This is a genomic window from Arthrobacter sp. 05T442, assembly GCF_056395945.1.
This window is the reverse complement of the sequence record NZ_JBFTKM010000030.1, coordinates 1-24,130: the sequence shown is the minus strand read 5'-3', so window position 1 is coordinate 24,130 and position 24,130 is coordinate 1. Positions and strand designations below refer to the sequence as shown.

The 24,130-nt window shown below is 60.8% G+C and carries 17 protein-coding genes; 15 read left to right on the top strand and 2 right to left on the bottom strand.

All coding sequences use genetic code 11. The features are described 5' to 3' along the window. Nucleotides 1-361: 361 nt before the first annotated feature. The 4 genes from AC1DES_RS18325 (at nucleotide 362) to AC1DES_RS18310 (ending at nucleotide 4,400) form a co-directional block, all read left to right on the top strand. The gene (locus AC1DES_RS18325) at nucleotides 362-1,246 is read left to right on the top strand and encodes a zinc-ribbon domain-containing protein (RefSeq protein WP_476897132.1); all 885 of its coding nucleotides are present in this window, start codon (nucleotides 362-364) and stop codon (nucleotides 1,244-1,246) included. Nucleotides 1,247-1,391: 145 nt separating this feature from the next. Then, nucleotides 1,392-1,742, top strand: a complete 351-nt coding sequence (locus AC1DES_RS18320) for a DUF6308 family protein (protein ID WP_476897131.1) — start codon at nucleotides 1,392-1,394, stop codon at nucleotides 1,740-1,742. 229 nt (nucleotides 1,743-1,971) lie between these two features. Next, nucleotides 1,972-4,083 (top strand): AAA family ATPase, encoded by a 2,112-nt coding sequence (locus AC1DES_RS18315; protein ID WP_476897130.1) that lies wholly within the window; start codon nucleotides 1,972-1,974, stop codon nucleotides 4,081-4,083. Between the two features lie 65 nt (nucleotides 4,084-4,148). Then, entirely contained in the window at nucleotides 4,149-4,400 is a 252-nt protein-coding gene (locus tag AC1DES_RS18310) for a MerR family transcriptional regulator (protein WP_476897129.1), read from the top strand. Between the two features lie 119 nt (nucleotides 4,401-4,519). Here AC1DES_RS18310 and AC1DES_RS18305 read toward each other — a convergent pair whose 3' ends face one another. Then, complete coding sequence (locus AC1DES_RS18305) at nucleotides 4,520-5,089, bottom strand: hypothetical protein (RefSeq protein WP_476897128.1); 570 nt, start codon at nucleotides 5,087-5,089, stop codon at nucleotides 4,520-4,522. 590 nt (nucleotides 5,090-5,679) lie between these two features. Here AC1DES_RS18305 and AC1DES_RS18300 point away from each other — a divergent pair. From AC1DES_RS18300 to AC1DES_RS18250, 11 genes are all read left to right on the top strand, one after another. Then, the gene (locus tag AC1DES_RS18300) at nucleotides 5,680-6,606 is read left to right on the top strand and encodes an endonuclease NucS domain-containing protein (RefSeq protein WP_476897127.1); all 927 of its coding nucleotides are present in this window, start codon (nucleotides 5,680-5,682) and stop codon (nucleotides 6,604-6,606) included. A gap of 1,195 nt (nucleotides 6,607-7,801) precedes the next feature. Further along, nucleotides 7,802-8,239 (top strand): hypothetical protein, encoded by a 438-nt coding sequence (locus tag AC1DES_RS18295; RefSeq protein WP_476897126.1) that lies wholly within the window; start codon nucleotides 7,802-7,804, stop codon nucleotides 8,237-8,239. A gap of 879 nt (nucleotides 8,240-9,118) precedes the next feature. Continuing rightward, nucleotides 9,119-10,266 (top strand): IS3 family transposase gene (locus AC1DES_RS18290; RefSeq protein WP_476897125.1). Its coding sequence is split into 2 segments (ribosomal slippage): nucleotides 9,119-9,392 and nucleotides 9,392-10,266, totalling 1,149 coding nucleotides; the frame shifts between segments, so codons are not numbered across the junction. Then, nucleotides 10,233-11,093: a restriction endonuclease gene (locus AC1DES_RS18285; RefSeq protein ID WP_476897124.1), complete on the top strand. Its 861-nt coding sequence runs from the start codon at nucleotides 10,233-10,235 to the stop codon at nucleotides 11,091-11,093. The genes AC1DES_RS18290 and AC1DES_RS18285 overlap by 34 nt, the downstream gene beginning before the upstream one ends. 573 nt (nucleotides 11,094-11,666) lie before the next feature. Continuing rightward, nucleotides 11,667-13,160, top strand: coding sequence for a hypothetical protein (locus tag AC1DES_RS18280; protein ID WP_476897123.1), 1,494 nt, complete (start codon nucleotides 11,667-11,669; stop codon nucleotides 13,158-13,160). After that, nucleotides 13,157-15,871, top strand: coding sequence for a phospholipase D family protein (locus AC1DES_RS18275; RefSeq protein WP_476897122.1), 2,715 nt, complete (start codon nucleotides 13,157-13,159; stop codon nucleotides 15,869-15,871). The genes AC1DES_RS18280 and AC1DES_RS18275 overlap by 4 nt, the downstream gene beginning before the upstream one ends. Before the next feature lie 297 nt (nucleotides 15,872-16,168). Further along, nucleotides 16,169-17,191, top strand: a complete 1,023-nt coding sequence (locus AC1DES_RS18270) for an esterase/lipase family protein (protein ID WP_476897121.1) — start codon at nucleotides 16,169-16,171, stop codon at nucleotides 17,189-17,191. Further along, nucleotides 17,188-19,932 carry a tetratricopeptide repeat protein gene (locus AC1DES_RS18265; RefSeq protein ID WP_476897120.1) on the top strand — a complete coding sequence of 915 codons (2,745 nt, stop codon included), beginning with the start codon at nucleotides 17,188-17,190 and terminating at the stop codon, nucleotides 19,930-19,932. The genes AC1DES_RS18270 and AC1DES_RS18265 overlap by 4 nt, the downstream gene beginning before the upstream one ends. A 1,287-nt stretch (nucleotides 19,933-21,219) precedes the next feature. After that, nucleotides 21,220-21,987, top strand: a complete 768-nt coding sequence (locus AC1DES_RS18260) for an SAVED domain-containing protein (RefSeq protein ID WP_476897119.1) — start codon at nucleotides 21,220-21,222, stop codon at nucleotides 21,985-21,987. A 45-nt stretch (nucleotides 21,988-22,032) separates the two neighbouring features. Next, nucleotides 22,033-22,593, top strand: a complete 561-nt coding sequence (locus tag AC1DES_RS18255; protein ID WP_476897118.1) for a nucleotidyltransferase domain-containing protein — start codon at nucleotides 22,033-22,035, stop codon at nucleotides 22,591-22,593. Between the two features lie 71 nt (nucleotides 22,594-22,664). Beyond that, entirely contained in the window at nucleotides 22,665-23,186 is a 522-nt protein-coding gene (locus AC1DES_RS18250; RefSeq protein ID WP_476897117.1) for a hypothetical protein, read from the top strand. A 143-nt stretch (nucleotides 23,187-23,329) separates the two neighbouring features. On the opposite strand, the gene AC1DES_RS18245 is transcribed toward AC1DES_RS18250, so the two are convergent. Continuing rightward, a partial coding sequence (locus AC1DES_RS18245; RefSeq protein ID WP_476897116.1) for an IS256 family transposase occupies nucleotides 23,330-24,130 on the bottom strand: 801 nt, incomplete at its 5' end.

Sequence of the window (24,130 nt, the reverse complement as noted above, 5' to 3'; positions counted from 1 at the left end):
TCAGCCCCATCACCGGAAGTGGAACCGGCGCCAACCCCAAGCGAACCAAACGGGCCACACCAGACTGCCCGGAAACAGAAAACAACCGCCCGCCAGCCGCGGCCACAAATCAGCGGCCAACAACGAGCATCATGAAAAATCGAGGCTAGGCGACGGTGGGCGGGTCGGGGACGAAGGCTGGGCCGACAGGTATGTTGTCGCCCAGTCTGACCCGAGCGCCCCAGAGATATGCATCTGCGCCGGCGGGCACATCCAGACCACCTACAGGAGCCATGCCCGAAAGTTCAAGGACGAGGATTTCCACTGCGCCATCTGCTCCGGCTCACGAGCCGTAGCAGGACTGAATTCGCTCGGTGACCTCATGCCACGCTTGGCAGCCGAATGGGACGTTGTGGCTAACGGCGACCTGACTCCCTACGTGGTGACACCAGGATCGGCTCGAAAGGTCGCGTGGAACTGCCCGAAGGGCCACCCCTACGCGGCCTACATCAGAAATCGGACCAGCCGCGGAACGGGCTGTCCATTCTGCGCCGGCAAAGCCGTTCGTGCCGGCTGCAACGACCTCGCGACCACCCACCCTCAGGAGGTCCTCATGTGGGACAACGAAGCACACGGAAACCCTAAGCCCACCGACGTGTCTGCCGGCAATAGCAAAACGAAGATCCAAGTGGTCTGCCCCAACGGACATTCATTCACGACAACTCCGGCACGACTAGTCAAAACCGCCGGCCGGTGCAAACGATGCGCCGGTACGGTCCTCGTGCCCGGTGTTAACGACTTGGCCACCCTGCGGCCGGATGTGGCCGCTTGGTGGCACCCTACGAAGAACGGCGAGCTGACCCCGGATCAGGTTCGGCCCTTCAGCGAGAAAACGGTGTGGTGGCAATGCCCGGACGGGCACGACTTCCGTTCGGCAATCTCTCCTCGCTCCCAACGGAACCGCCAGGCCTGCCCCGTGGACTCCGGCCGGGTGCTCATGCCAGGAGTGAACGACTTGGCTACCAAAGATCCGGACCTGGCAAAGGACTGGAACGCGAAACTGAACGGCGTCGACGCCTCACAAACCGTCCCAGGAAATGTAGAGCGATACTGGACATGTGCAGACGGACACACACAGTGTTCCACTGTGGCGAACCGGCGTCGCGCAGGCGGCTGCACCGAATGCAAGCCGGAAGACAGGGTCGCCATTGGACAGCGACAGTTTAGGCGCGGTCGCAACGGATGGGACAAACGGAAACGGCACTGAGGGCTGGCCCACTGAGAAGACCCGGGACCGGGACGCGCCCGCCATTGGCTGACGCCGACCAGTATCGTCAGAACACCCAGTCGCTACCCTAGGCTCGGCACCAACCATCAGGCAGAAGTTTCCCTGCGAAGTAGGAGCGCAAACGGTGCACGAGATTTTGGATGATGACCACATGGCCGATGCCGCGCAGTTGGTGAAGCGCTATTACGAGCCCTTGACGAGCACCAGACGGCCACGGTCCGGCGCATACTTCGATGAGTGGGCACAGGGTGGTGACGTCCCCGGTGTTGCGATGGAACTGACCGCCGAAGACTTCGTTGCTGTCTCGATGCTCGCAGTAAATGTCCCGGCGGAGGCGGCAACCGGACTGAAGACGCGCCTGGATGAGGTCCTGGAACGCTCAGAGGTGCCGAACAAGCCGTCCAGACTACGGGTGATGGACGTCGTGCTATGGCTGCACGCTAAAGACTTGGAATGGGCAAAACAAGCAGGATAAGTCTGAAGACTAGTAGGCCCCGCAGTAACGGCAAAGAGGGGCGTCACTGCCTTGGAATCGAAGAATGCGCACCCGTTCTTCTTCTTTCTCAAGGAGCCGCGTGTTGGGCTCGTCAGCGCGAATTTTTGCCCGGAGCGCCAGTGAGACTATGGCCTGAGACTACGATTGGTCCATTTACGCCGGTGAACGCTCACGCACTGCCCCGGCATCCTAAAGTTAGGGAGTCGACATGCCACTTGAATCTCAGGGTTACCAAATTGTAGGTGCTTCAATTTTCGGTCCAGAGCCCCTATCAGGAATACACCTTGATGTTCGAAATGGCTCCACGCTGCTGTACGGAAAGAACGGCGCGGGCAAGACGCGCCTGCTGGACCAGCTCACCTATGCATTTCAAGGGGCTGGCGAGCCGCAGATGGGGTCCAGGGCTCGGCCATTGATCCACATTTCTGTCGAGGTTCGCCCGTCTGCCGGGGACAACGACTTTGTCTCGGCTCTCTACGACATGCTCGAAGTTCCCAAGGAACTTCAAAGGGATGACACACACCGGGAAGAATTTCAATCGGCTGTGCTGGGAAGAGTCAACGCGTGGGAGGACCTCGACCTCGAAGATGCATTGGCATTGATGGACTTCCCCGAACTCAAGACCAGCCAGGGCTTTCATTTTTCGCTCCTGCCCTCTGGCACTCCCGAGGCCGGACGTTGGACGGTCTATCTGTCGGCCATCCTTGGCGCCGGGGGTATAGAGATGCTTGCCGAATATGGTGCTGCACAAAGCAGGATTAGACGCGCCATGGTCGAGGGTGAAGCGCCGGCCTTGGAGGCTTTGGCAGTGAGGTTGCCCTTTGGGTTGGCTCAGGCTGATGAGTGGTATGTCGAGGCATTCGACATCAGCCGTGACGGGGCCGCGGCGCCGACATACAATTGCACCGGGTCCTCGCCCCTGGAGGACTGGCCAGCTCACATCCCCGTGCCACTGGTCGTTGTTGGTTCAATTTCACGGGGGCCAGCCAGGGTATTCGTCAACTCCTTGCCACTGGAAGTTATCCAGCAGAAGACGTTGTCTCTAGTTTCCAAAACCCAATGGAAGGCGCCAATCGTAGAGGCGTCGGCGGGTTCGGAAATCGTACTGGCAGCGAGCGTCAGTGAAGCCGTTGCTGTGGCGGAGACTGAAACGAATCGGATCCTGGATGTTCTTGCCGACTTCCCATTCCGGCTGAAATTCGATACCCGAAGCCCATCAGACTGGTTCGCAGGAAACCATCCAAGATGGGTTGCCGTCCCGCATCACGATCGAGCGGTAAAGATCTCGTTGGAAGACCTTTCGTTCAGCCAGCAAAAGTGGGTTCGGTTCGCACTCAGTCTGTTCCTTAGCAAGTCAAAAGGGGGCATACCACGCCTGGTCGTCGTCGATGAACCGGAGCAAGGGCTGCACCGGCAGCTCGAGTCCCGCATATCGATGGGACTTCACAGACTGGTTGCCGAATTCGACGACGTAGCCATTATCGGGGCGACTCACTCTCCGGCATTTCTGGACCCTCGCCACGGCGCAAACCTGCTTCACCTCGCCCTTAGCGGATACGGCACGACCAATGTCACCGACCTCGAACTCGGGCAGCTCAGCCTGGACGAAGAATCCAAGCGTTTAGGTGTTGCTCCCAGCGATATTCTGGCTATGACGAGGGTAGCCCTCGTCGTCGAGGGGACTCATGACCAGATTGTCCTGGACCAGTGTCTCGCGGGGGACATACAAGCCTCTGGCGCGAGAGTTTTTGTCATGCGCGGCACGGATAACGCCGTCGCCTTGCCCGATATGCAGTTCCTATTTGACGCCCTTGACGCCCCGATAGTCGTAATTTTCGACAACGTTGTCCAAGCGCGGGTGATGGCGATTTGGCAAAGAGCCGTTGCTGCCTTCACAGATAAAGACTCCCGGCTGGCCGAGAGAACTCTCGCTGAACTCGAAGTGAAGTCCGCCACGAAGGAAGAACGCGCACTGGCCGAGCTCGGCAGGCGGGCAATACGAGTTGGAAGACTTAACCGAATCACCCCCTTTGGACTTTCCCAGCCGGACATCCTCGATTATCTGGCGCCGAGTCATTTCAATCTGGACGCAGACGATTGGCAGGCATATAAGGCCGCGTTCAGGGCCAGGAAGCGTGTCGGCGAAGGATTCAAGGAGTTTATGCGACGGGAGTATCGGGCCAAAATAAACGCTGACGCCGTTCGCCAGGCCGCGAAATGCGTGGTCACCTTGCCAGACGATCTAGCCGAGCTAGGAGGTTTGATTCGACAACTTGGGTACCTAGGGGAAGTTGACGACCTTGAAGCCGCTCTCGACTGACTCATGGCACGTCATCCAGCTCATTAGAGACTTCGAGCAGAAGACTTAGCCTTTCCAAAGGCAGCATGATTGACCAGCCTTCGCTGAAGCGTCGCTTCTTGAGCATTCACCAAGTCGCCGGAGAACTCAATGTGAGCGACGTTCTGGTTCGTGTGCTGCTCAAATCAGGGGAGATGAAGGGTTTCGATGTCGGCGGACGGGGCGGGTGGCGGATCGGGTTCAACGACGTCTCAGCCTTCCACCGTTGGGGCCCTACCGCAAAACTGATGAGCGGATTGCAGACGGCGAGCAGAAGACCAGCGCGGCCGATGACGTGAGAATCGCCGCGTTCGGCCAGTAGCCTCCGATACAGAAGTTGCCGCTGTCGAGGGCTTAGCCAGCTCGCATTGCCCCCGATGCCGGACCCAAAGGCACGACCCGCCGCCGACCACTGGTGCTAGCAGTCGTCGCAGATACGCGTAGCAGGTAGCTCCAGCCCGCATCCGTCGCACACCGGTTTGGGCTTTGGCGCGTCCTTCCTCATGGGATTCACCCGTGCCTCGTATTTGGGTGTCAATTTGGGTTCGGCGTCGGCGGGCATGTCCTTGCAGTACGCGCGGTAGCATTCCAGGCGCTCGGCCGCGGCGGCCCGTTCACGCTCGAGGCCCGTCGCGGGGACGTCCCGGCCGGAGGCGCGCAACACCTCATCGAAGCCGGAACCGACCGTCCCGTCCGTTGCAGTAACCACCAGCGAGGTCAACGCGGGCAGCCCACGCTCGAGGCAGATGCGGATTACTCGGTTCAACAGCCTCGCGCTCATGTTCTGGACCAACATGCGGGTGTGGATGCCGGTCGCGTCAAAGAGCCTGCCAGCCAGGTCCTTGTAGGTGATGTAGCCGCCGAACGTCCGGGCCACATCCTCCAGGACCGGCACCGCAGCCTGGGCCCATTCCTCGATCGCCTGCGCGAAGGCGACCTCGACGTCGCGGTGCGGTTCCCGCCAAGTGCCCGGCAAAGTAGTCGTCATTTTCCTGCTTTCGTTCTGATGGTGCCGACATGATCCTAGCCGGGCCCCGGACCCCGCAGGCTGAAGTCGCCTCGGAGTCGTTGGACGAGGTGATCGAAGAGGGCCCGTGGTATTGGCATGGGGGCGTCGGGCTGGAGCTGATCTTTCACGAGTACCTGCTGCAGAACATCTGTCCGGAAACACTCACCGTGCAGCTAAAGGAGATGTGGGGCCGCCGGACTTCACAGTCACTTCGTGGTCGATGCCACCAGCTGGGAAATCGGTCGGGCCAGGTGATCTTCAACGCCAAGGCGTGCGATGTCTTAAAAACTGATTCCTTGGAACCAGCGCTGGCACACTATCGGGCAACGGTGCCCGGGTGGGGTCCACGTAGACATTGCCGCATCAATCCTGCGCCTGCTCCTGTCGACTTTGGTTTCCGTTCCCGCAGTTCATCGCACTGCCCTCAGGCTGGATTCCGTTGAGCCAACCGACGGGCACCAAATGTCCCGCCGCGTCAGCGGACGTTGCGGCCGGAGGAAGAAGGACTGACTTGAGATATGTTCTCTGAAGAACTGCCGCTCTACGGGGGCAGCGAGACTGGGAGAGTAATGACGACAGCATGGATGGTTCGCCAGGGCGAGGGCGGCGCGTACGCCGCCGAGATGATCGACGCCGGGTACGTGGGTGTGGACTTCATTGGCGACCGTGACCTCACGCCGCATCTGGCCGGGGGGCTTGACGCCTTCCGGTCGCCGGTTACGGAGCTTTTCCATGAGACGAACCCGGGGAAGACGAAGATCGCCGCCAGTGGGGCGGTCATCAGTCTGTGGCGAGCCGCCGAGGGCATCGCCGAAGGGGACCTCGTCCTGGCACCGAAGCCAGACCGGACTTACCAGCACGGCGTCGTGACCGGCGGCTACGAGTACCACCCGGGTACGGGGCTGCCGCACCGACGCCGCGTCAACTGGAACGGGTCGTTCAACCGGAACGACATGAGTGAGGCCCTGGCCACGTCGGCAAAGTATCCGGGGACACTCCTGGAGCTGACACCCCACGCGGCCGAGCTGGCCGCCCTGACCGAGCTCGGGGACCAAGTCGTGCAGCCGATTGCAGAAGCCATCACATCCGAGGTACAGGCGCAGCTGGCCTTCCAGATGGAGAAGCAGCTGGAGGACTTCCTGGTTCACAACTGGGCCAGCACCTCCCTGGGCCGGGAGTACGACATCTTCGACGACGGTGAACAGACCGGGCAGCAGTACCTGACCGACACCGGCCCGATGGACATCCTTGCCGTCAGCAAGGACAGGAGCCGTCTGCTGGTTGTGGAGCTGAAACGGGGGAGGGCCAGTGACGCCGTGGTCGGCCAGATCCAGCGCTACATGGGCTACGTGCAGGACGTCCTGCTCGAACCCGGGCAGTCCGTCGAAGGCGTCATCATCGCCCAGGAAGATGACCTGCGGATCCGCCGGGCTCTTTCCATCGCCCGGAACATCCGGTTCATGAAGTATCGGGTGGAGTTCCATCTGGAAGCGTAGTCCGGCAGACGTAAAGGCCGGCGACGGCTGGGATCGGTGCACAAACAGGTGAGCGCCCTCGCCGCCCGCCCTGGTCTCTATACCCCGCCCCGTGTCATCCCGGCGCGATCCACATTAGACGGAAGACGGCACACGAGTGGCCGGTACTGGCTTCGGTGAGTATGTCGGCCTGATGGGCGCCTATCAGCCGGCTAGAACGGTATCCACCAGCGGGACATGTCGGACCTAATGGCGGCTTGAATGGTGACCACCCACACTGCAGCAGCAGCAGTCGTTCGCTCTACTGAGCGCGAGACCCCAACACATCGGCAAGATCGTCGCGGACAAGGTTGACCCCGCAACGTTACCGATGGCGATATGCCGGGCAGGTGAGCGGCGCTGTCCCAGTTCGCCAGCCAGAACCCTGGTATCTTCCGCCGACTCACCCCGGTCATCAAGAACGAGGCGGGCGTTCTCAAAGCGCTAGAGCTGACCGGCGTGGCAAGCACCGACCTGGAGGGCGATACAGCCGCCCCCTCGTTCGGGGAAGGCACCGCCGCCTTATTCGACGAGCACATAGGGGCGTACGTCCTGCCTCGCAGGGAGTTCAGCCCGGCGGTCCACGACGCACAGTGGTGGCCTCTCCGGGTTCTCACTCTGCGTGCGGTAGGTTCAGCGAAGGTCGCAAAAGTCTCGAGGTTGATGGGGGATGGGCATGGGGATTATCCGACGAGTCGGATGGGGTATTCGTAAATCCATTCGTAAAGACATCCGAGCAGCGCGGCGCCGCAGGGCAAAGTGGGCCGCCGAATCTAGGCGTCAGTCCGCAAAGAATGCGGCCAAGGCCCGGGCCCGCAGCGCTCGGAAGTTTAACGGACCCAGCTGCGGCATTGCTCATCGAACCATGGGAGCGTCCCTTCGTTGCGCGCAATGCAATTTGGGGCGGGCTAGACAGGCCGAGAAGGCGGCACTCGCCGCGGCGGAGAACGAAGCCGCTGACCTAAAGGCCAAGCAACAGCGTCAGGCCAAGGCCACTGAGCAGGCGGCGGCACGGGCGGGCTTCCCGGACTCTCGCTTAGGACACCTCCTCGCGCCCGACGGGAGTCCGAAGGCACTTCCTATGCAGCGGAATTTAGTGCGTTCAACGATGCACAAAGCGACCGGCATCCGGCCAAGTCTCAAGCCCTTGTCAATTGGCGGCGCCGAAAAGATCCTAATGGCCTTTGATATGGACCCGAAGGCTCTCTGGCTGAACGGCCGCGGCAGCGTTGCCAGGAACTGGGCCGCCGGCATCAGCAAATGGCTCGTTCTCGTCGCCGCGATTATATTGTGCATGACCCCGGTAGTGGGCTGGATCATCGGTGCCGCCGTGGTCATCCTTGCGATCATCGCGGCTGTGCGGGCCGGGGTAGGAGCTGCCGGTGGCGTAATCCTCCTGGGCATGCTTCTCGCCGTTTTGATGCCTGTCCTTCACTGGGCCGTCGGGGTTGCACTGATGGCCGCGCCTCTAGTGACTGCCGCGCGTCGTCGAAAGCGCCAGGCTTACGAGGACACACTCGTGCCGGAATCCGCGGCCGCGCCGGGCGGGAAACCGGAGGCCAGCGAGGAGACGTTGGCTCAGAGTCTTTCGCAGGCTGAACAAGCGACGCAGTAATTTCATTCATTCCTCTAGGGCGGCCAGTCTTGTACGCCGTCCTCGCACATGACGTGTTGAGTCCCCGCAGCGGCGGACGCCTTCCCTGAAGGAGTCCGGCCGATCTGACTAAGTCGGCCTGGTCGGAGCCCATCAGGACGGCTAGAACGGTATCCACCAGCAGGACATGCCGGACCTAATGACGGGTGCCGCCCACACGGTGATTCCTTCAATTTGGAATCAACGTGTTGGACGACCGGAAGAGGTCAAATTGGAGTTGTTGGCGCAGATCCACGGCAGGTGATGGCTCAGGTTCTCTGCATTCCAAGGGGAGTTCAATGCGGCTGGTCTTCGGTGTCCTGCGGCTTAGGGGTTCCCCGCACGCGCGAGGGTGCTTCAATAGATGCGGCTAACTGGGGCCAACTGGGGCGCCGCTGCATCGTCTTCGTCGCCCTGGCGAAGGATTTATTTCGGGTTCGTCCCCGAACTGCGGCGTCGTCCCGAAGGCCCTGGAGCTCACCGGCCAAGCCAACAATATTCCGTAGGACAAGATCGCAGCATCCTCGCGCGGGGAAAACACTGCCGCCCTGTTCGGGGAGCATGGCGTCACCGACTAGCCTATGTTTGAGGGGCCGAATCTTGGACCCTCCAACCCGCGTGCAGCCCCCGAAACGAGAAAAGACCATGGCAGTGCCCAAATGGAATGACTTCATCGATCCGGTCATGCGCCTCCTGGCCGACGGCAAAGAGAGAACACGATCAGAAATTCTCGCTGGCGTTGTAGAGGCCATGAAACTAACGGCGGAAGACATGGCCGACTTGGTTGGGTCCCCGGGTAGAAGTCCAGTGTTTGTGTGAGTTTCGTGTCCGAGAATGGACACAGGAGGAAATTCACGAATCATGGCACGCAGACACACCCCCGAGCAGGTCATCGCAAAGGTCCGGCAGGGCCAGAAAATGCTCAACGAGGGACGCCCGATGGTCGAGGTCATCAAGGAGCTCCAGGTCACCGAGGCGACCTGGTACCGGTGGCTGAACCAGTACGGCTCCGAGAAGAACGCCGAGGCCTCCAGACGGACGAAGGAGCTCGAGAAAGAGAACGCCCGGCTCAAGCGGCTGCTGGCTGAGAAGGAACTGGCCATCGACATCCTCAACGAGGTGGCGAAGGGAAAATTCTGAGCCCCGAACCGCGCCGCCGTGCCGTGCGCATGGCAGTGGAGAAGTTCGGGGCCTCAGAGCGCCTTGCCTGCAAAATCCTGGGCCAGAACCGGTCCGCGTTCCGCAAGAAAAAACCCGACATGGGATTCCAGGAGGCGCAACTGCGCGCGGACCTGAGGGCCGTGGCCGTGAAGCACCCCGCGTGGGGCTGGCGGAAGGCCCGCTGGCACCTGCTGGCCCAGCCCGAGTGGGACGGCGTGGCGCTGAACAGGAAACGGGTGCGCCGGCTCTGGCGCGACGAAGGCCTGGCCTGTAAACCCAGGGCGCGGAAGAAACGCCGGACCGGGCCCGGCGCCGGGGAACAGAAACGCCTCACCGCCGAGTACCCGATGCACGTGGTCAGCTTCGACTTCCAGTCCGACGTGACCTCCTGCGGCCGTCACATCCGGTTCTTCAACGTCATCGACGAATACACCCGCACCGCGCTGGCCATCATCCCGCGCCGGTCCTTCAAAGCCGCGGACGTCGTCGCGGTGCTGGAGGACATCATCGCCGAAACCGGCACCGCCCCGACCTACGTCAGGTGTGACAACGGACCGGAATTCACCGCGGCCGCACTGATCGACTGGTGCAACACCGCCGGGGTCGACACCGCATTCATCGACCCCGGATCACCCTGGCAGAACGGGTTCATCGAATCCTTCAATGCCCAGTTCAGAAGGGAACAACTCACCGGAGAAATCATGGACACCATGGTCGAAGCGCAGTATTTGGCCGAGGAATGGAAAGCTATCTACAATCATGAGCGGCCCCACGGATCCCTGGACGGCATGACGCCGAAACGCTACTGGGAAAAATGGACGCAAGAAACCACATTAGCTATCGCATAGACACTGGACTGCTAACGGGGGCCCAACCAGACTCTCTGCCATCAGGTGAGCCACGGTATATCGGCAGAGTTGGATGGGCCATCACTGATTCCTTCCAGGCGGGCTACCTCTTGCGTCCGGCACGGGCCACGTACACGATTTCCCCCGAGGGGCTCAAAGTCGTCCAAACGGGCGATCCCATCACTCATCAGACTCTCAAGCTCTCGTCCAGCTACCAGGCGTATCTGGAGCGCAGCAAGAAGCCGCGAGCAAAAGGGGAGACGCCGATTGATCTGCCATCCCAGGACGAGGCCACGCCGCTGGAAGCCCTGCGTGACGCGAACCGGCAGTTGCTCGCAGCCCTGGAGGAAGAGGTTTACACCCGGCTCCACGAGATCACCGATTTCTACCACTTTGAGAAGCTCGTCGGCCAGTTTGTCGGTGCACTCGGATACGGAGGCGCATCCGAGGAAAGCATCAAGCTGACGAAGCGATCCAACGACAACGGCGTCGACGGAATCATCTGGCAGGACAAACTCGGATTCGATCGGGTCTACCTCCAGGCCAAGAAGTATGGCAAGACAAACAAGGTCGGCAAGGGCGAGCTCTACGAGTTCAGCGGTGCCCTCGACGCTCACGGCGCCACGAAAGGCATCCTGCTCACCACCTCGGAGTTCACCGACGGCGCAAAGACTGAGGCCCCGAAGGCCCGCAATAAGCACATCATCCTGATCGACGGCCGCCAACTCGCAAGTCTCATGGTTCAGCACAACATCGGGGTCGAAGTTGACCAGCTAGTAGAAATCAAGCGCATCGACGGCACGTTCTTCACCTTCGACGAAGACTGAACGGGTGACGGACACAAGCTAGTGGCCGCGATGCGGCCGTGAAGGTGAAGGCGATGATAGGGCGTCTACGCCGAAGCAAACTGCCGCATCCCCAAGGCTAAGAGCTCAGGGTGGCGCTAGGCGCAGCCGGTCTAGGCACGTCATGCAGCTGGACACCCCGGCGGTTTGCCACAGCCGACACCGGATCATCTGCCTGCCGGTGACGTCATGGGACAAATCGAATCCGACGGACTGGGAAGGCCGGGATGACGAGAATCGAGGTCGTTCGCTGTTACCGATTCCCGGGCGTCTGTCTCGGCGCAAGGCAGGGGGTTGGAATCGGTATCGATGCGGATCCTCAGGTCTTCGGTCCTTACGCGCTAGCGGCGGCGTGCCGCTAAGCCGGGGACGCGTGCGCCCGCTACCGTGGCCCCATGACGACACTTCGAATGCGGCCCGATTGAGTTGGCATGCCGAGCCGCACTACGGGTCAGTTCGGGGGAGAGCGGCGGCAACACCGGGAAACTTGACGAAGAAGATGCATGCGCCGGCCTCAGTTCGCGAACAGAATCTGCTTCACGCTAAGGAGATTGAGTGAGTAGCGACGCTCCGCGGTGGTCGGGACGAGACGACGGCCTGTACACCGGAAGGTTCCCGCTTGCCGTCGAAGGTTACCCGATGCGTCGGGTAGAAGAATTGCTGCCCGGGGTAACAACGGTGACACCGCACGCGCGTTATTATTCGTTGCACGCCTACGTGGCGACGGCGTTGGCCACGCACGGGGATCTGGACCCGGTGGATACCTTGCGACGTTGCGAGGTCGTATTCGGGGCCATCTCAATTCTCCACGCCCGGCGGTTCCCCGACCAGCATCGCGGCATGTCACAGGCCCACGGCCATGACATCATTTCGGCTTCGATGCGCGACGGCGAGTTGAATGTCGCAGCGCTTGCCGCGTCCGGCTCATACGCCCAAGCGACGCGGGGGTTTCTGGGACCCTACCTGGCCAGTGAACGTTTGCTCGGGCTGGTTACTCCAGGGGGCGATCTGATGTCCCCCGGGCCCAAGTCAGATGAACGGGGGCTGAAGCTCGCGTTCGACGGCCTCCTCGACCTCGCCAAAATGGACTCCATCCCCTGCAACACTCTCGAGGGGTACTCAAGCCTTTGCCTTTGCGGTCAGCACGCACTTGAACGCAGTTGGTTGCGGTCAGTCATGTTCCCAACCCGGCTCCTGGGGGACGTCGCCACCCATAGCCGCCGGACACAGACAGCCCTCATGCTCTGCCGGCTCATAGAAATGTATGAGCCCGATAATTTGTCACTGGAACTGAGCCGAAAGCTCATCGCCGACTCAAGAACCTACACCGACGATCAACTGCGGAATTTGGAGATTCTTCCTGCATGGCGGGGGGTCGTCCTGAGGCGCTGGTATACGTGGGCCTGGCGGGACCTCTGGCGCTGGCTTGTTAACACGCAAATGACGGGAGCTGTCCCCATCGCTCAGTTGCAAAGTGCACTATCTGAGCAGCTACCAGATAAAAAGCTCTCAAGCTTTCGTGAAGAACTTCCCGACGGCGTGGAAGCAGGCAGGCTCGTCGACGCCGAGTACGATCCGGAAATCTGCTCAATGGAAACCGGCCCGCAGAACCTGGCGTGGCTCATGATCGGAGCCGGCCGTGTCGGCCAGCTCTCCGAGCACGTGGCACCATATTTCGAAAGCACCAAACGCGAACGAGGAAACTACGAACTGACCCCCTCATGGTTGAGGGACTTTCTGAACCAGCGGAACGATCAATCGGTGCGTGATGTCGCATTCGAGCTCACGGGCGTGCTCCTCGCCCGGTCCCAACGCGTCGCCATGAGCAAGTCATCGTTTACCAACGGGCGATGGCGTGTTCCGACCAGGCTGACAGTGCGGGATGGCTATGCCTTCCGGGAATCCAATGAAGGAGGGGGGCCGGTGTCCCTGCGGTGGGATCAACTCACCCAAGTCATGAGTGGTCTTGGCATGGTCAGGCGTGTTCCCGCGGACACAAGTGGAACGGCGGAGCGCTGGACCCTTACACGGAACGGCCGCGACCAGTGAGCGCAGTGGCAGCCCCGTTGAATGTACCGGCACTATTCCATGAAATGGAGGCGAGCGGTGACTGGGATGTCGAAGAGGCGCTTTTTCTGACTTTCAACGCGGACGTCGCGTTCCTGGAACGAGGCGTCCTGGGGCTTTGCCAGTCAATGGGGGCACGGGTCACAGTCATTGCGGACGCCGGGATGTGGCACCCCGATCCACTTGCCATGACAGGCGCAGGCACCGAGTACCTCGTTGGTCTTGCGTCGCATAGCGGCGCTTTTCACCCGAAACTAACCCTTCTTGTGGGCGAGGACCGGGTGTTAGCACTGATTGGGTCAGGGAATCTGACGATGGGAGGGTGGCAGCACAACTCGGAACTGTGGAATGCGCTTCGCGCCGAGGACGGGCAAGCACCGCAGGCCCTTTTCGACTTAGCTGAATGGCTTGAACTACTGCCTGGCAGTGTGCGTCTCGCGTCGGACCATGGTGCCGCACTGAACCGGGTCGCTGTCAGGCTGCGCGCCACGCTGGAACGCTTCACTCCCGTTGATGACGGGGCCCAACTCGTCACCAACCTCGACCGATCTTTCCTGTCACAGCTGCCAGATGGACCGGTCGACGAGTTGACGTTGTACGCGCCCTTTATTGACGAACACGCGAGTGCGGTCGGGGCCCTGGTAGAACACTTCCCGACCCCAAAGCTCACCCTTGTTGTCCAACCTGGACTGACCGTGGTCGACCCCCAGGCCCTGGCCAGGGTCCTGAGGGGCCAGACGGGCCTGACCATAGTGGCCGATACCTCAGGTCGGTACCGCCATGCGAAATTAGTGGAATGGCGTCGGGGGACACATCGGCAGGTGCTGACAGGCAGCGCCAATCTGTCGGCCGCAGCCATGCTTAACACCGTAAGGCGCGGTGGAAACGTGGAACTCGGGATCCTCACAAACATTGACGAACCGTTGTGGCCCGAGCCCGGGCTTGACCCGAACCGTTGGGAGCAGCTGGATAGCATCACAGATATTCCGGCCCTACGGATCGGGACGCAGGATCCAGAGGCAACCGGGCTCGCTGTGCCCCAGCTGCTTAGCGCGGTGCTGTCCGGGAATGAATTGAAGATCGAGCTCGCCTATCCGGTCTCATTCGCGGTCGCGCTCGAATACACCAATAACCCGGTCACTGATCCGTGGAAACGCGTCGGCACGGTGATCGCGGGGCGCAGCACCGCTTCGTTTCCCACAGACCAGCTGGGGCACGATGCGGTTCCGTTGCTCCGACTCAACTGGGCGGGTGACGACGAGACGATCCTGGCACGAGGGCCGGCCGTGCCGGCTTCCGTGCCGGAACGGCTCAGAGCGCGTCCGTCAGCGGGGCGCGCAACCGGTGGCCTGCGGATCAAGTCGCGAGACGATCTTCTCGGAGTAGATCTGCGCTATCTCGACGCATTCGCCACCCAGCTCTCAAAAATCCACGAAGATGTCACCGCCCTCAAGATTCCGTCCACCCGGCGCAATGGCAGCGGCACAGCATCGGCTGGTGCACGCGACGCCGAATTTGAAGAGGAACCAGCCGCATTCCTGTGGGAACTTGAGCAAACTGCGCAGCACCTTCACGGCCCCGTCTTTTCAGGCTTCGCCCTCGGCCTACCAACACCGGTGCAGACGACAGGGTGGGAGAACTTCGATTCGAGCGAAACCGGGGACCTCGACGCCGACGCCGCCGTGTACGGTGACGACCAGAGCGCACCGCCCACTGACAACCCCGAGCCCGCTGAACCATTGGCACATGCAGCCGACCCGGACAGGATCAAGAAAGCCAGGCGCGACCGGATCAGGGCGTTTGCCACAATGCCCGGCCGACTCAGCACCGTCTCCTACCTCGGCCTCGCGCGCCTGGCGCTGTGTTTCTATTGCGCGGGGAACTGGAAAGAACACGACCCCGAACCCATAAGGCTCGTCACCTCGTTCCTGACCAAGGCTCTTGACCATGCAGACAATTCTGGAATGGGCGACGAGGCGAAAGCACTGGCCGCTGTCGCTCTGACCTGCGTGCGGCGCAGAGTCGATAACACGGCAACGTCGCCGGCCACCCAGGAAGCGAAAAGGCTGCACGATAGATGCACAGACCTCGACCTGGGCGCTGTCCCGCTTCCACTTGTGACCGAATATACCCAATGCCTCTCCGCGCCCGGCGGCCGACCTCTGGAAACCGCCGATGTCTATGATGAGCTCCAGACGTTCTCCGAACACCCTCAGCTGGACGCTGTAATCATGTCGGCGGAGGGCCACGGATATGACGCCGAAGTGCTGGGGCCAACTAGCCTGCAGATCTCGGTCCGGGCGAAGGAACCCCTTCCGGCCGCACTGAAAGTATTGACCGCGTCGAAAGTCCCACTGGGGGTGGTAGCGATGTCAAAGACGACGGGAAAGTCGGCCATCGCGTTGTGGTCCGATCCTGACCTGTACTGCATCGAAATCGACGACCGAGACCGCTGGGTTCACTACCGATCCACGCAGTCGTTGAACGTGATAGTTGCAGCAATGCAGTCTTCTGAAGGCGGGCGATTCAGAGTCAACCACGGACCCTTTAGCCAAGCTATTCCCGAAGCGAAGCAACTAGCCGAGCGCCTTGGTGTCCAGATCCCCAGAAGGGCTGGAGTGCCTCCGGGTGTCTGCCCCGACTGTTTTATGGTCCTAACGCCCGCGGGTTTTTGTGCAACGTGTGAAGCGTAGTAACAGATAACTGACGGGTTGTTGCACGGGGTCCCTGTCAGTTGTGCATAATTCATTTCGAGCGCCAGCTAACAACAATCATGAACGGCATGACGGATCCTTGGAGGGGATGACGCTGAAACGCTACTGGAAACTAGACCGCTAAAAACCAATCAGCCACCGCATAGATACTGGGCTGCTAACAGGGGTCCAACCAGCCATTTGGGACAGTACTGCCGCACCCCTTTCGAGCATGAGCGACACGCGCCGACAGCCTAACTTCGTGCTATTATGCGCTACCGGACGAGAGGATTTGGCATGTACGTTGTTGACCATCGTCACGGGGAGTTCAACCCTCTGAGCGCCAACGACAGGCGATGGCAGGACCCGTTCGTGGTTCACCGTCGGGAAACTAAAAGCACAGGCAACCTTGTACTTTTTGTTCATGGATTAGGTGGGCAGGCGGAGGCGACGTGGGGCAGCTATCCCGAGTTCGTGTTTCTCGACGAGCCCCATTTGGATGTGGGACTCTTTGACTACGAGTCTGGCGCCAGACGTCGAGCGCGCAGGAGTATCAGTCCGAATAAGCACGCCGAGGTCTTGGCGCACTCCATTCGCGACGCTCGCTATGACAGGGTCGTGTTGGTTGGGCACAGTTTGGGCGGACTGGTTTGTAAAGCTGCCATCAAGGAACTCATAGTGAGCGACTCGCACAGTAGTGACGGCTTCCGTGCGATTGACAAAGTTGTTGGCCTCGTTCTTTTTGCCACGCCGCAAGCGGGGTCAACGCGAGTCCCCGGGTGGCTTACACGCTATAGCAAGGACGCACGGGCCCTAAGAGTCCACTCCGAATTTGTAACCGAAATGGTCAGATGTCTCCAGGATCGCGTTGTTACCCAGATCAATTGGCCACACCCGACCAACAGGCAGCGGATACCCACGTTCGCAATCGTCCCATCCGCAGACCGTTGGGTAGACCATTTTAGCGCAGTCATAGGAATTGACAACGACCAGCAGAAGATTGTGGCCGGTTCACATACCTCGATCGTCAACCCGAAGTCACGGTCCGATGATGCCTACATGTGGTTCAAACTTCAAGTTGAGCGCTGCGTTGCTAGGGCCACGGAGGAGGAGACGGCGGGCGCGACTCGCCCTGGTTTGAGTCCCAGAGCGCACAAACCTCAAACGAACGAAGCAAGGTTCAAGCGATTGTTGTCGGAATTACTTAGAATCGCGGCCGAGGCGGACGTACCTCTGCACACCAATAAGCAGGTGGACGCGATCGGCGAAACGCCGATGGAAGAAGACACCGAAAAACCGAAAGATCAGGGATCATCATGACTCGTCAGGACCCGGCACTCGACGAGATCGCCCGGGGAAGGAAAGCCCACGAAGAATGGGACGTGGCAGCGGCAGCCGGGGCCTATCAAAACGCAGCAGCGGTCTATCGTCAGCTGTCAGATCCTAGGGAAGCGTCCGCGCTGCGGGATTTGGGAATACTTCTCCGCGACCAAGGTCGGTGGACGGAAGGGATAGAGGCTCTCCTAAAGAGTGCTGCGGTCGCTCATTCGCACGGGGATCGCCAAGGCGAAACCTCGGCAATGTCTGAGCTGGGAACCCTCTACTGTGCCGATGGACGCTGGCCAGAAGCCATCGATGCCTTGGAGAAGTCCATCGAAGCCTTCCGGAAACTCGGGGATCGCATTGGCGTCGCCCGAGCGATGTCCGACCTTGGCGACGTGTACGGCGAGGAGGGTAACTGGGACGCGGCAGCCAAGTTACTTCAAGAAAGCCTTCAAGCACAGCGCGAGTTGGATGATCGTCCTGCTGAGGCACGCACGTTGAGACGGCTCGGAACTGTTTTCGGAGAACAGGGTCAATGGTCCGAATCCATTGAGTGCTTTAGAGCCAGCATCAAGATCCTTCACGCCTTGGGGGATCGACATGGGGAGGCCCGGTCTTTGCGAGGTTTAGGAAACACGTATCGTCGTCAAGCGCACCGAGCGGAGTCAATAGACGCTTTCGAACAAAGCCTGCAGATCCTACGCTCCCTCGGCGATGAACAAGGGCAGGCCAGGTCGCTGCGGGGGCTGGGGATAACCATGGGCGATGCCGGCCATTGGGACAGTGCGCTTGAAGCTCTCGAACGGAGTCTGGAGTTCGGCCGGAGGCTCGGAGATAGGCGAGGCGTCGCAAGGTCTCTTATCGCGATGGGGAATGTCTATCGTGAGCAAGGTCGATTGCCCGCGGCGATCGAAGTTCTTCAGAATAGTCACCAAACTTTGCGGGCGCTCGGAGACCGACGGGGCCTGGTCAAGAGTTTAGTTGGTCTGGGAAATGTTTACGGTGAACAAGGGCACTGGGCCCCGGCGATTCAGGCCTTTAATGAGGGATTGAGCATAGTCCGTGAGCTCGGTGATTCTAGAAAGGAGGCGTACGTGCTCTCCAATATTGGCAACGTGTACGGGGGCCAGCGGGACTGGTCAAGCGCTGTCGAATCGTTTGAGCTCAGCTTGGGAATTCTCCGTCAGCTCGGGGATTTGCATGCAGAGGGCAGGGTCCTGAATAACTTGGGCAACATTTTTCTCCTGCAAGGTCGCTGGTCCCAAGCCACTGACTGCTTTGAGAAGGATCTTGCGATTTGTCGAGAAATGGGGGACCGCCGAGGTGAGGCACAGACCCTGAGCAACCTCGGCAGGTCGTACAGCGAACAGGGCCGGTGGGATGAAGCGACGGGCGCTCTCGCGAGCAGCCTGTCGATATTGGACAAATTCAAGGACCTCCGGGGGGCTGCTCAAGTGCTGGGAGCTTTGGGTAGGGTCTATGCGGAACAAAGCCGATGGAAGGATGCGGACGCAGCATTTCAAGAGGGTCTCGATATATCTGAGCGCTTCAACGACCAACACAACATGGCAGTCCTACGCCATGAACGGGGCGTGATGTATCAGAAACTTGGCAGGTTTGAAGACGCCGACCGTGAATACAAAGCCGCATTGGCGCTATTCGATTCGCTTGGACCAGAAGACCGTGGAGATGCCGTCCAAGTGGAAGCGAACTTAGCGAATGTTTCGAGACGAGCGGGTCTAGCGCAGACGGCTCTTCGCACGCAGGAACGCGTCATAGCTGAACTGATGCGTTCACTGGGTCCGGAGCATCCTGACGTTTTGGTGGCAAGTATTAACTACGCAAATACACTTCAGCAGCTTGGGCGGACCGCTGAGGCCCTTCAGGTCATGAATGAGTCGATCTCCGTACTAGAGCGCGTTCTTGGTCCGTCTCATCCCGACACACTTGCGGCAAGACAGAATCGTGCCTTGCTAGCGCACCAGCAGAAGGACTCGGAGTTTGCAATGACAGAAATTGCGGATGTACTACAACTACAGTCCGCGAGGACTGGCTCTGCCGATTCAGGTACTCTCTCAGCTCGGTTAGCGCTAGCGTCCCTTCGAGCGGATGCGGGGGACACCGAACGGGCACAGCGAGACCTAGACAATTTGCTGCTCGACGCTCGCCGGGTCCTGGGTGAGGAACACCCGGTCACCGTCGCCGCGCGAGCGGCGCTCACCATTCTTTCGGGAGACAGCCAGGCTCTTCGCTCAGGATCTTTTCACTGGGCCTACCTGGCGGGGGTAAATCTTGCCGGAGCGGACTTGATGGGCGTGGATTTTACCCACGCGAAGTTGCACGACACTGACCTCTCGGGGGCAGATTTGACCGGCGCCAACCTCACGTACTGTGATCTCCGGCGAGCGAGGCTGTCGCACGCCTTGCTCAGCGGCGCAAACTTGGCTTATGCCGATCTTACCGATGCGAACCTATCTGATTCCGATCTCTCGGGGGCCGACCTCGAAGGGGCAACACTCACTGGGGTCAATATGTCGAGAGCGAATCTAATGGGAACGAAACTTGCTAACGCCCGTTTGGATCGCGCTGACATTGAAGCCGTCCTCTGGGACGCCATGACGGAGTGGCCCGCAACTACTCGGGGTCTAGGGCTCATCCAGGGGCCCAATCAGATTGTGCGGAATCCTGCCCGATTAAAGATTTCGGACAGAATCGAGAAGGCGTGGAAGGGCCAATAAGTTGCAGAAACTTCGGGACGGCTGTAGAGGTCAAATTCCTACAGGCAAAGTGACCTCTCCCAAGGATTGGTTTCCCGAAATAGTTTTAGTTTCGCGCCCGCGCTGAGTGGCTGTCAGACACCGAGTCCCTGTCCTCCGGAATTGCGCGAACCGGCGGTCGCCTTGGTCCGCTCCCGCAACGCCTCAGCCGGGTGGCGAGCCGGGCATCAGCGAAGGCGGCCCGCACAACTGGGTTCACCAGCACCGGATCGACCGCGGGAAACGCCCGGGCTGATGAATCCTGTGTGCATCGAGCTGGCGATGGCCAGGAAGAGGATCCGCCGGGGTTTCGGCCACTATTCCGTTGCGGGCCGCTTGACGCGAGGTGAAGGTAGAACGTTCCTTGACATCACTTGGTTTGAAGGATGCCTGCCTATTTCGCCAACAAGGCCGGCAGGCAGGCAACAGCCGTCGCTGGTGAAACGCCGGAATCACGGGGATTTGTATCTGGCGGTTTCCGCCAACAGGGTTGCGATCTCACAGTCCGCCCACCCTGTTGTAGATGTGAGGTTCCAGAGAAGGTGGCCATTTCCCAACTTAGATGGCCACGTTTCATAGTAGATGGCAAGCTGTTCATACAGCTGGCCAAGTGGGTGAGACGCCCTACCTGTCGGAAGTGTGGGCCACCTCCTTGGAAGACTTCCAAGGAGGTGGCCGGAGATGGCCTCATCCCCAAAAAGTGGCAGGGGTGGGGCTAAGGGCTACTTCTCCTGACCTGGCGGACCTTTGTTCGCCCATGGCTCTGCTCTCCCAGGATCCGCAGCGCTCTCACGAACGGAGGAACCCAATCCATGTCCAAAGCATCCGGCGGCGGCTCGGCGGCCTCCCCCTCCGGCGGCCAGCCAAAGTTGATTCCCGCCGTCGACCGTGGCGGCGGGCGCGTTGCCGTAAGCGATCTCGCCGCCAGACGGGTATGGGTTGCCGCAGGTGGGCGCTGCACCTTCTGCAAGGAGTTCATCGCGGAGGACGAGACCACGGGTCAGCCTGTGTACACAGGACAACTGGCTCACATCGTGGGCGCTACCCCCGAAAAGGGGTCGCCACGTGGGAAGAGTTCCAAGACGCTCAGGGAACGGGCGCAGCCAGAGAATCTGATGCTGTTATGTGCTGGCGAGCATAAGGTCATTGACACCTTCCAACACTGGGCGTTATACGACGAGGAACAGTTGCTCGCATTCAAGATGCAGCACGAGCGGGATGTCCGCGAGCTGACCGGCCTGCTGCGAAAGCCTAAGAGCACTGTCATACGTGTGTCTGGAGATCCGCGGCCAGGCAGCGGACTTCAGCAAGCAGGCAGTGATCCGTGCTCTGTTGGAGGATCAGCGGTTCCCCGATTTCAGCCTTCATGACGACAGCCAAAACTGCGAGATCGACCTCCGTGCCCATGACGGCGAGGACGACAGCCACCCAATTTACTGGCAGGCGACCGCGCTTACCCTCAAACGGCGGCTGAGCCCACTGAAAAACCACCTGAAGACTAAGGAGATCGACCACATCTCGGTCTTCGCGCTGGCGCGCATCCCGATCCTCGTCCAGCTTGGCGCCTTGCTCGACGACGTCACCAACGTGACCGTTCATAACCGCCGCCGTGGAAGCGGTCAAGGATGGGGATGGTATGCGAAGGGCCGAACTGAGGACCTCCGTTTCGCCGTCACCGAGGTGCCCGGTGAGGGAGATCCGGTGGTTACATTCAGCGTCAGCGGGCCGGTTGACTTCGCAGCACTCCCGGAAGAACTGCAGGACAAGCCCCGTTACGACATCCGCGTTGAAGGCGTGAAACTCAGCCCCTCGGTCCTTCGCAGTCCCGAGGACCTCGCTAGCTTGATCGAAACTTGGCGCGAGGTTCTGGCGACTCTCGAGACGAAGCACCGAAACCAGCCGATCAGCTTGGTTCTCGCGGTCTGTGCCGCTGCCGCCGTCGAGATCGGCCGTGCCCATATGAGAGGAGCTCACGCTCCGCTCCGGGTCTTCGATCGCATCGACAACACCTACGCCCTGACCCTCGAGACGGACTGATCGATCTCCCGCCCTATTCCACGGAATCGAAGAAAGAAGCCCTAGATGACCATCCTTGCTGAGACCAGGGAAGAGCAGATTTCTCAGCTCATCGGCACCACAATCGAGCAGCTCGACATCACCGGCGCTGCCTTCGAGGCTGCTGAACGCTGCTACCACGACTTGGGATCCCACCTCTCCGAGGCAAGCGCTGAGGTCCACGTGCAGGGCAGCTTCCTTCTCGGCACTGTTGTACGCCCGCACCACCGTGATGGCGAGTATGACTTGGACCTCGTTTCCCGTCTCAACGTAGCGAAGACCTCCATCACCCAAAAAGAGCTGAAGGAACGGATTGGTTCACTGCTGGCCAAATATCACAAAGAGCACGACGGTGAGGCCTGCGAAAGCCCGAAGGAGGTCTCGGAAGGACGGCGCTCCTGGTGTCTGCACTACAGCAACTTCCACATGGACGTTCTGCCAGCCATCCCGGACACCGCCTCAGCATCGGAGACCGCGATCGAACTCACCGACCGCAATCTGCGGCTCTGGCAGAAGTCGGATCCGCTTGCGTACGTCGAGAGTGGTTCCGCGGACAGTGCGCCGAGCAGTTTGCGGAACAGCGCGTAGTGCTGGCCAAGTCCTACGGATCGGTAGATGCTGTACCCAGGCATCGGGTACGCACCCCGCTGCACCGCGTCGTGCAGATCCTTAAGCGTCACCGAGATATTTACTTCGCCGACGATCTCGATGACCGGCCGCCATCGAGCCTTATCACCACACTGGCCGGGCTGTCCTACAACGGCGAAAAGGATCTCGTAACCGCAACGGTGGCGGCAGTGCAGCGCATGACCGACCACATCGAGAAGCGCAGTGGGCAATACTGGGTGGAGAACCCGGTATGTGCAGGCGAGAACTTCGCGGACAAATGGAACGACTACGAGGCTCGCCGGCTGAAGTTCGAGAATTGGCGAGCCGCTGTCGAGGCGGACCTTACCAGCTTCATGCAGGAGACCAACGGGGCGGTGGCTCTTCATCAGCGGATCGCGAAGGCTTTCGGCAATGCACCGGTAGAGGAAGCCGTCAAGGCACTCGGGGCTCGGACCAACGTTGCTCGGGAGACAGGGAACGTCCACTTCGCGAGCGGCGGCCTCCTCACGACGGCAGTGACTGCGACCGCCGTCCCGACTCATAGGTTCTTTGGTGGCGAGACCGCACGGTAGGCAACTGAGCATCACTCAGCAGGCTCTTTGCCTTCAACGGCGTTTTCCGGACGAGCGCCCGCCTGCGGTCAAAGCCGGTGCTCTCATTTGGGTCAAGTCCATTTGTGTGGTGTAACGCGTTTGTTGCGTGATTCTTGGGGTGGTTAGGCGCTGAGCGCCAGTTCGGGGTTGGTGTCCTCCTGTTCTGGCTCGGCAGCCGGCACGGTGCCGACGGTCTGTGATTGTTGCATGAGCTCGAGGCTGAGGTAGCGGCGSGCTTCGATCCATTCATCRTGYTGTTCGGCCAGCACGGCGCCGACGAGCCGGATCAGGGCGGTGCGGTCGGGGAAGATCCCGACGACGTCGGTGCGGCGCCGGATTTCCCGGTTGAGGCGTTCCTGCGGGTTGTTGGACCAGACTTGGCGCCAGAGGCCCTTGGGGAAGGGCGTGAACGCCAGGATGTCCTCCCGGGCGGCCTCAAGGTGGTCCGCSACGCGGGGCAGCTTCTCGGCCAGGGCATCCAGGACCCGGTCGAACTGGGCGTGGACGCCGGCGGCGTCGGGCTGGTCGTAGACCGAGTGGAGCAGGGTTTTCACCCACGGCCAGGACGCCTTCGGGGTCACCGCCATGAGGTTCGCCGCGTAGTGCGTGCGGCAGCGCTGCCAGGCGGCCCCGGGCAGGGTCGCCCCGATCGCRGCGACCAGCCCGGCRTGGGCGTCGGCGGTCACCAGTTTCACCCCGGTCAGGCCGCGGGCGGTCAGGTCGCGGAAGAAGCCAAGCCAGCCGGCGCCGTCCTCGGCGGAGGACGCCTGGATCCCCAGGACCTCGCGGTGTCCGTCGGCGTTGACCCCGGTTGCGACCATGGCGTGGACGTTCACGACCCGGCCGCCTTCGCGGACCTTCAGGACCAGGGCGTCGGCGGCGACGAACGGGTACGGGCCGGCGTCCAGCGGGCGGGTGCGGAA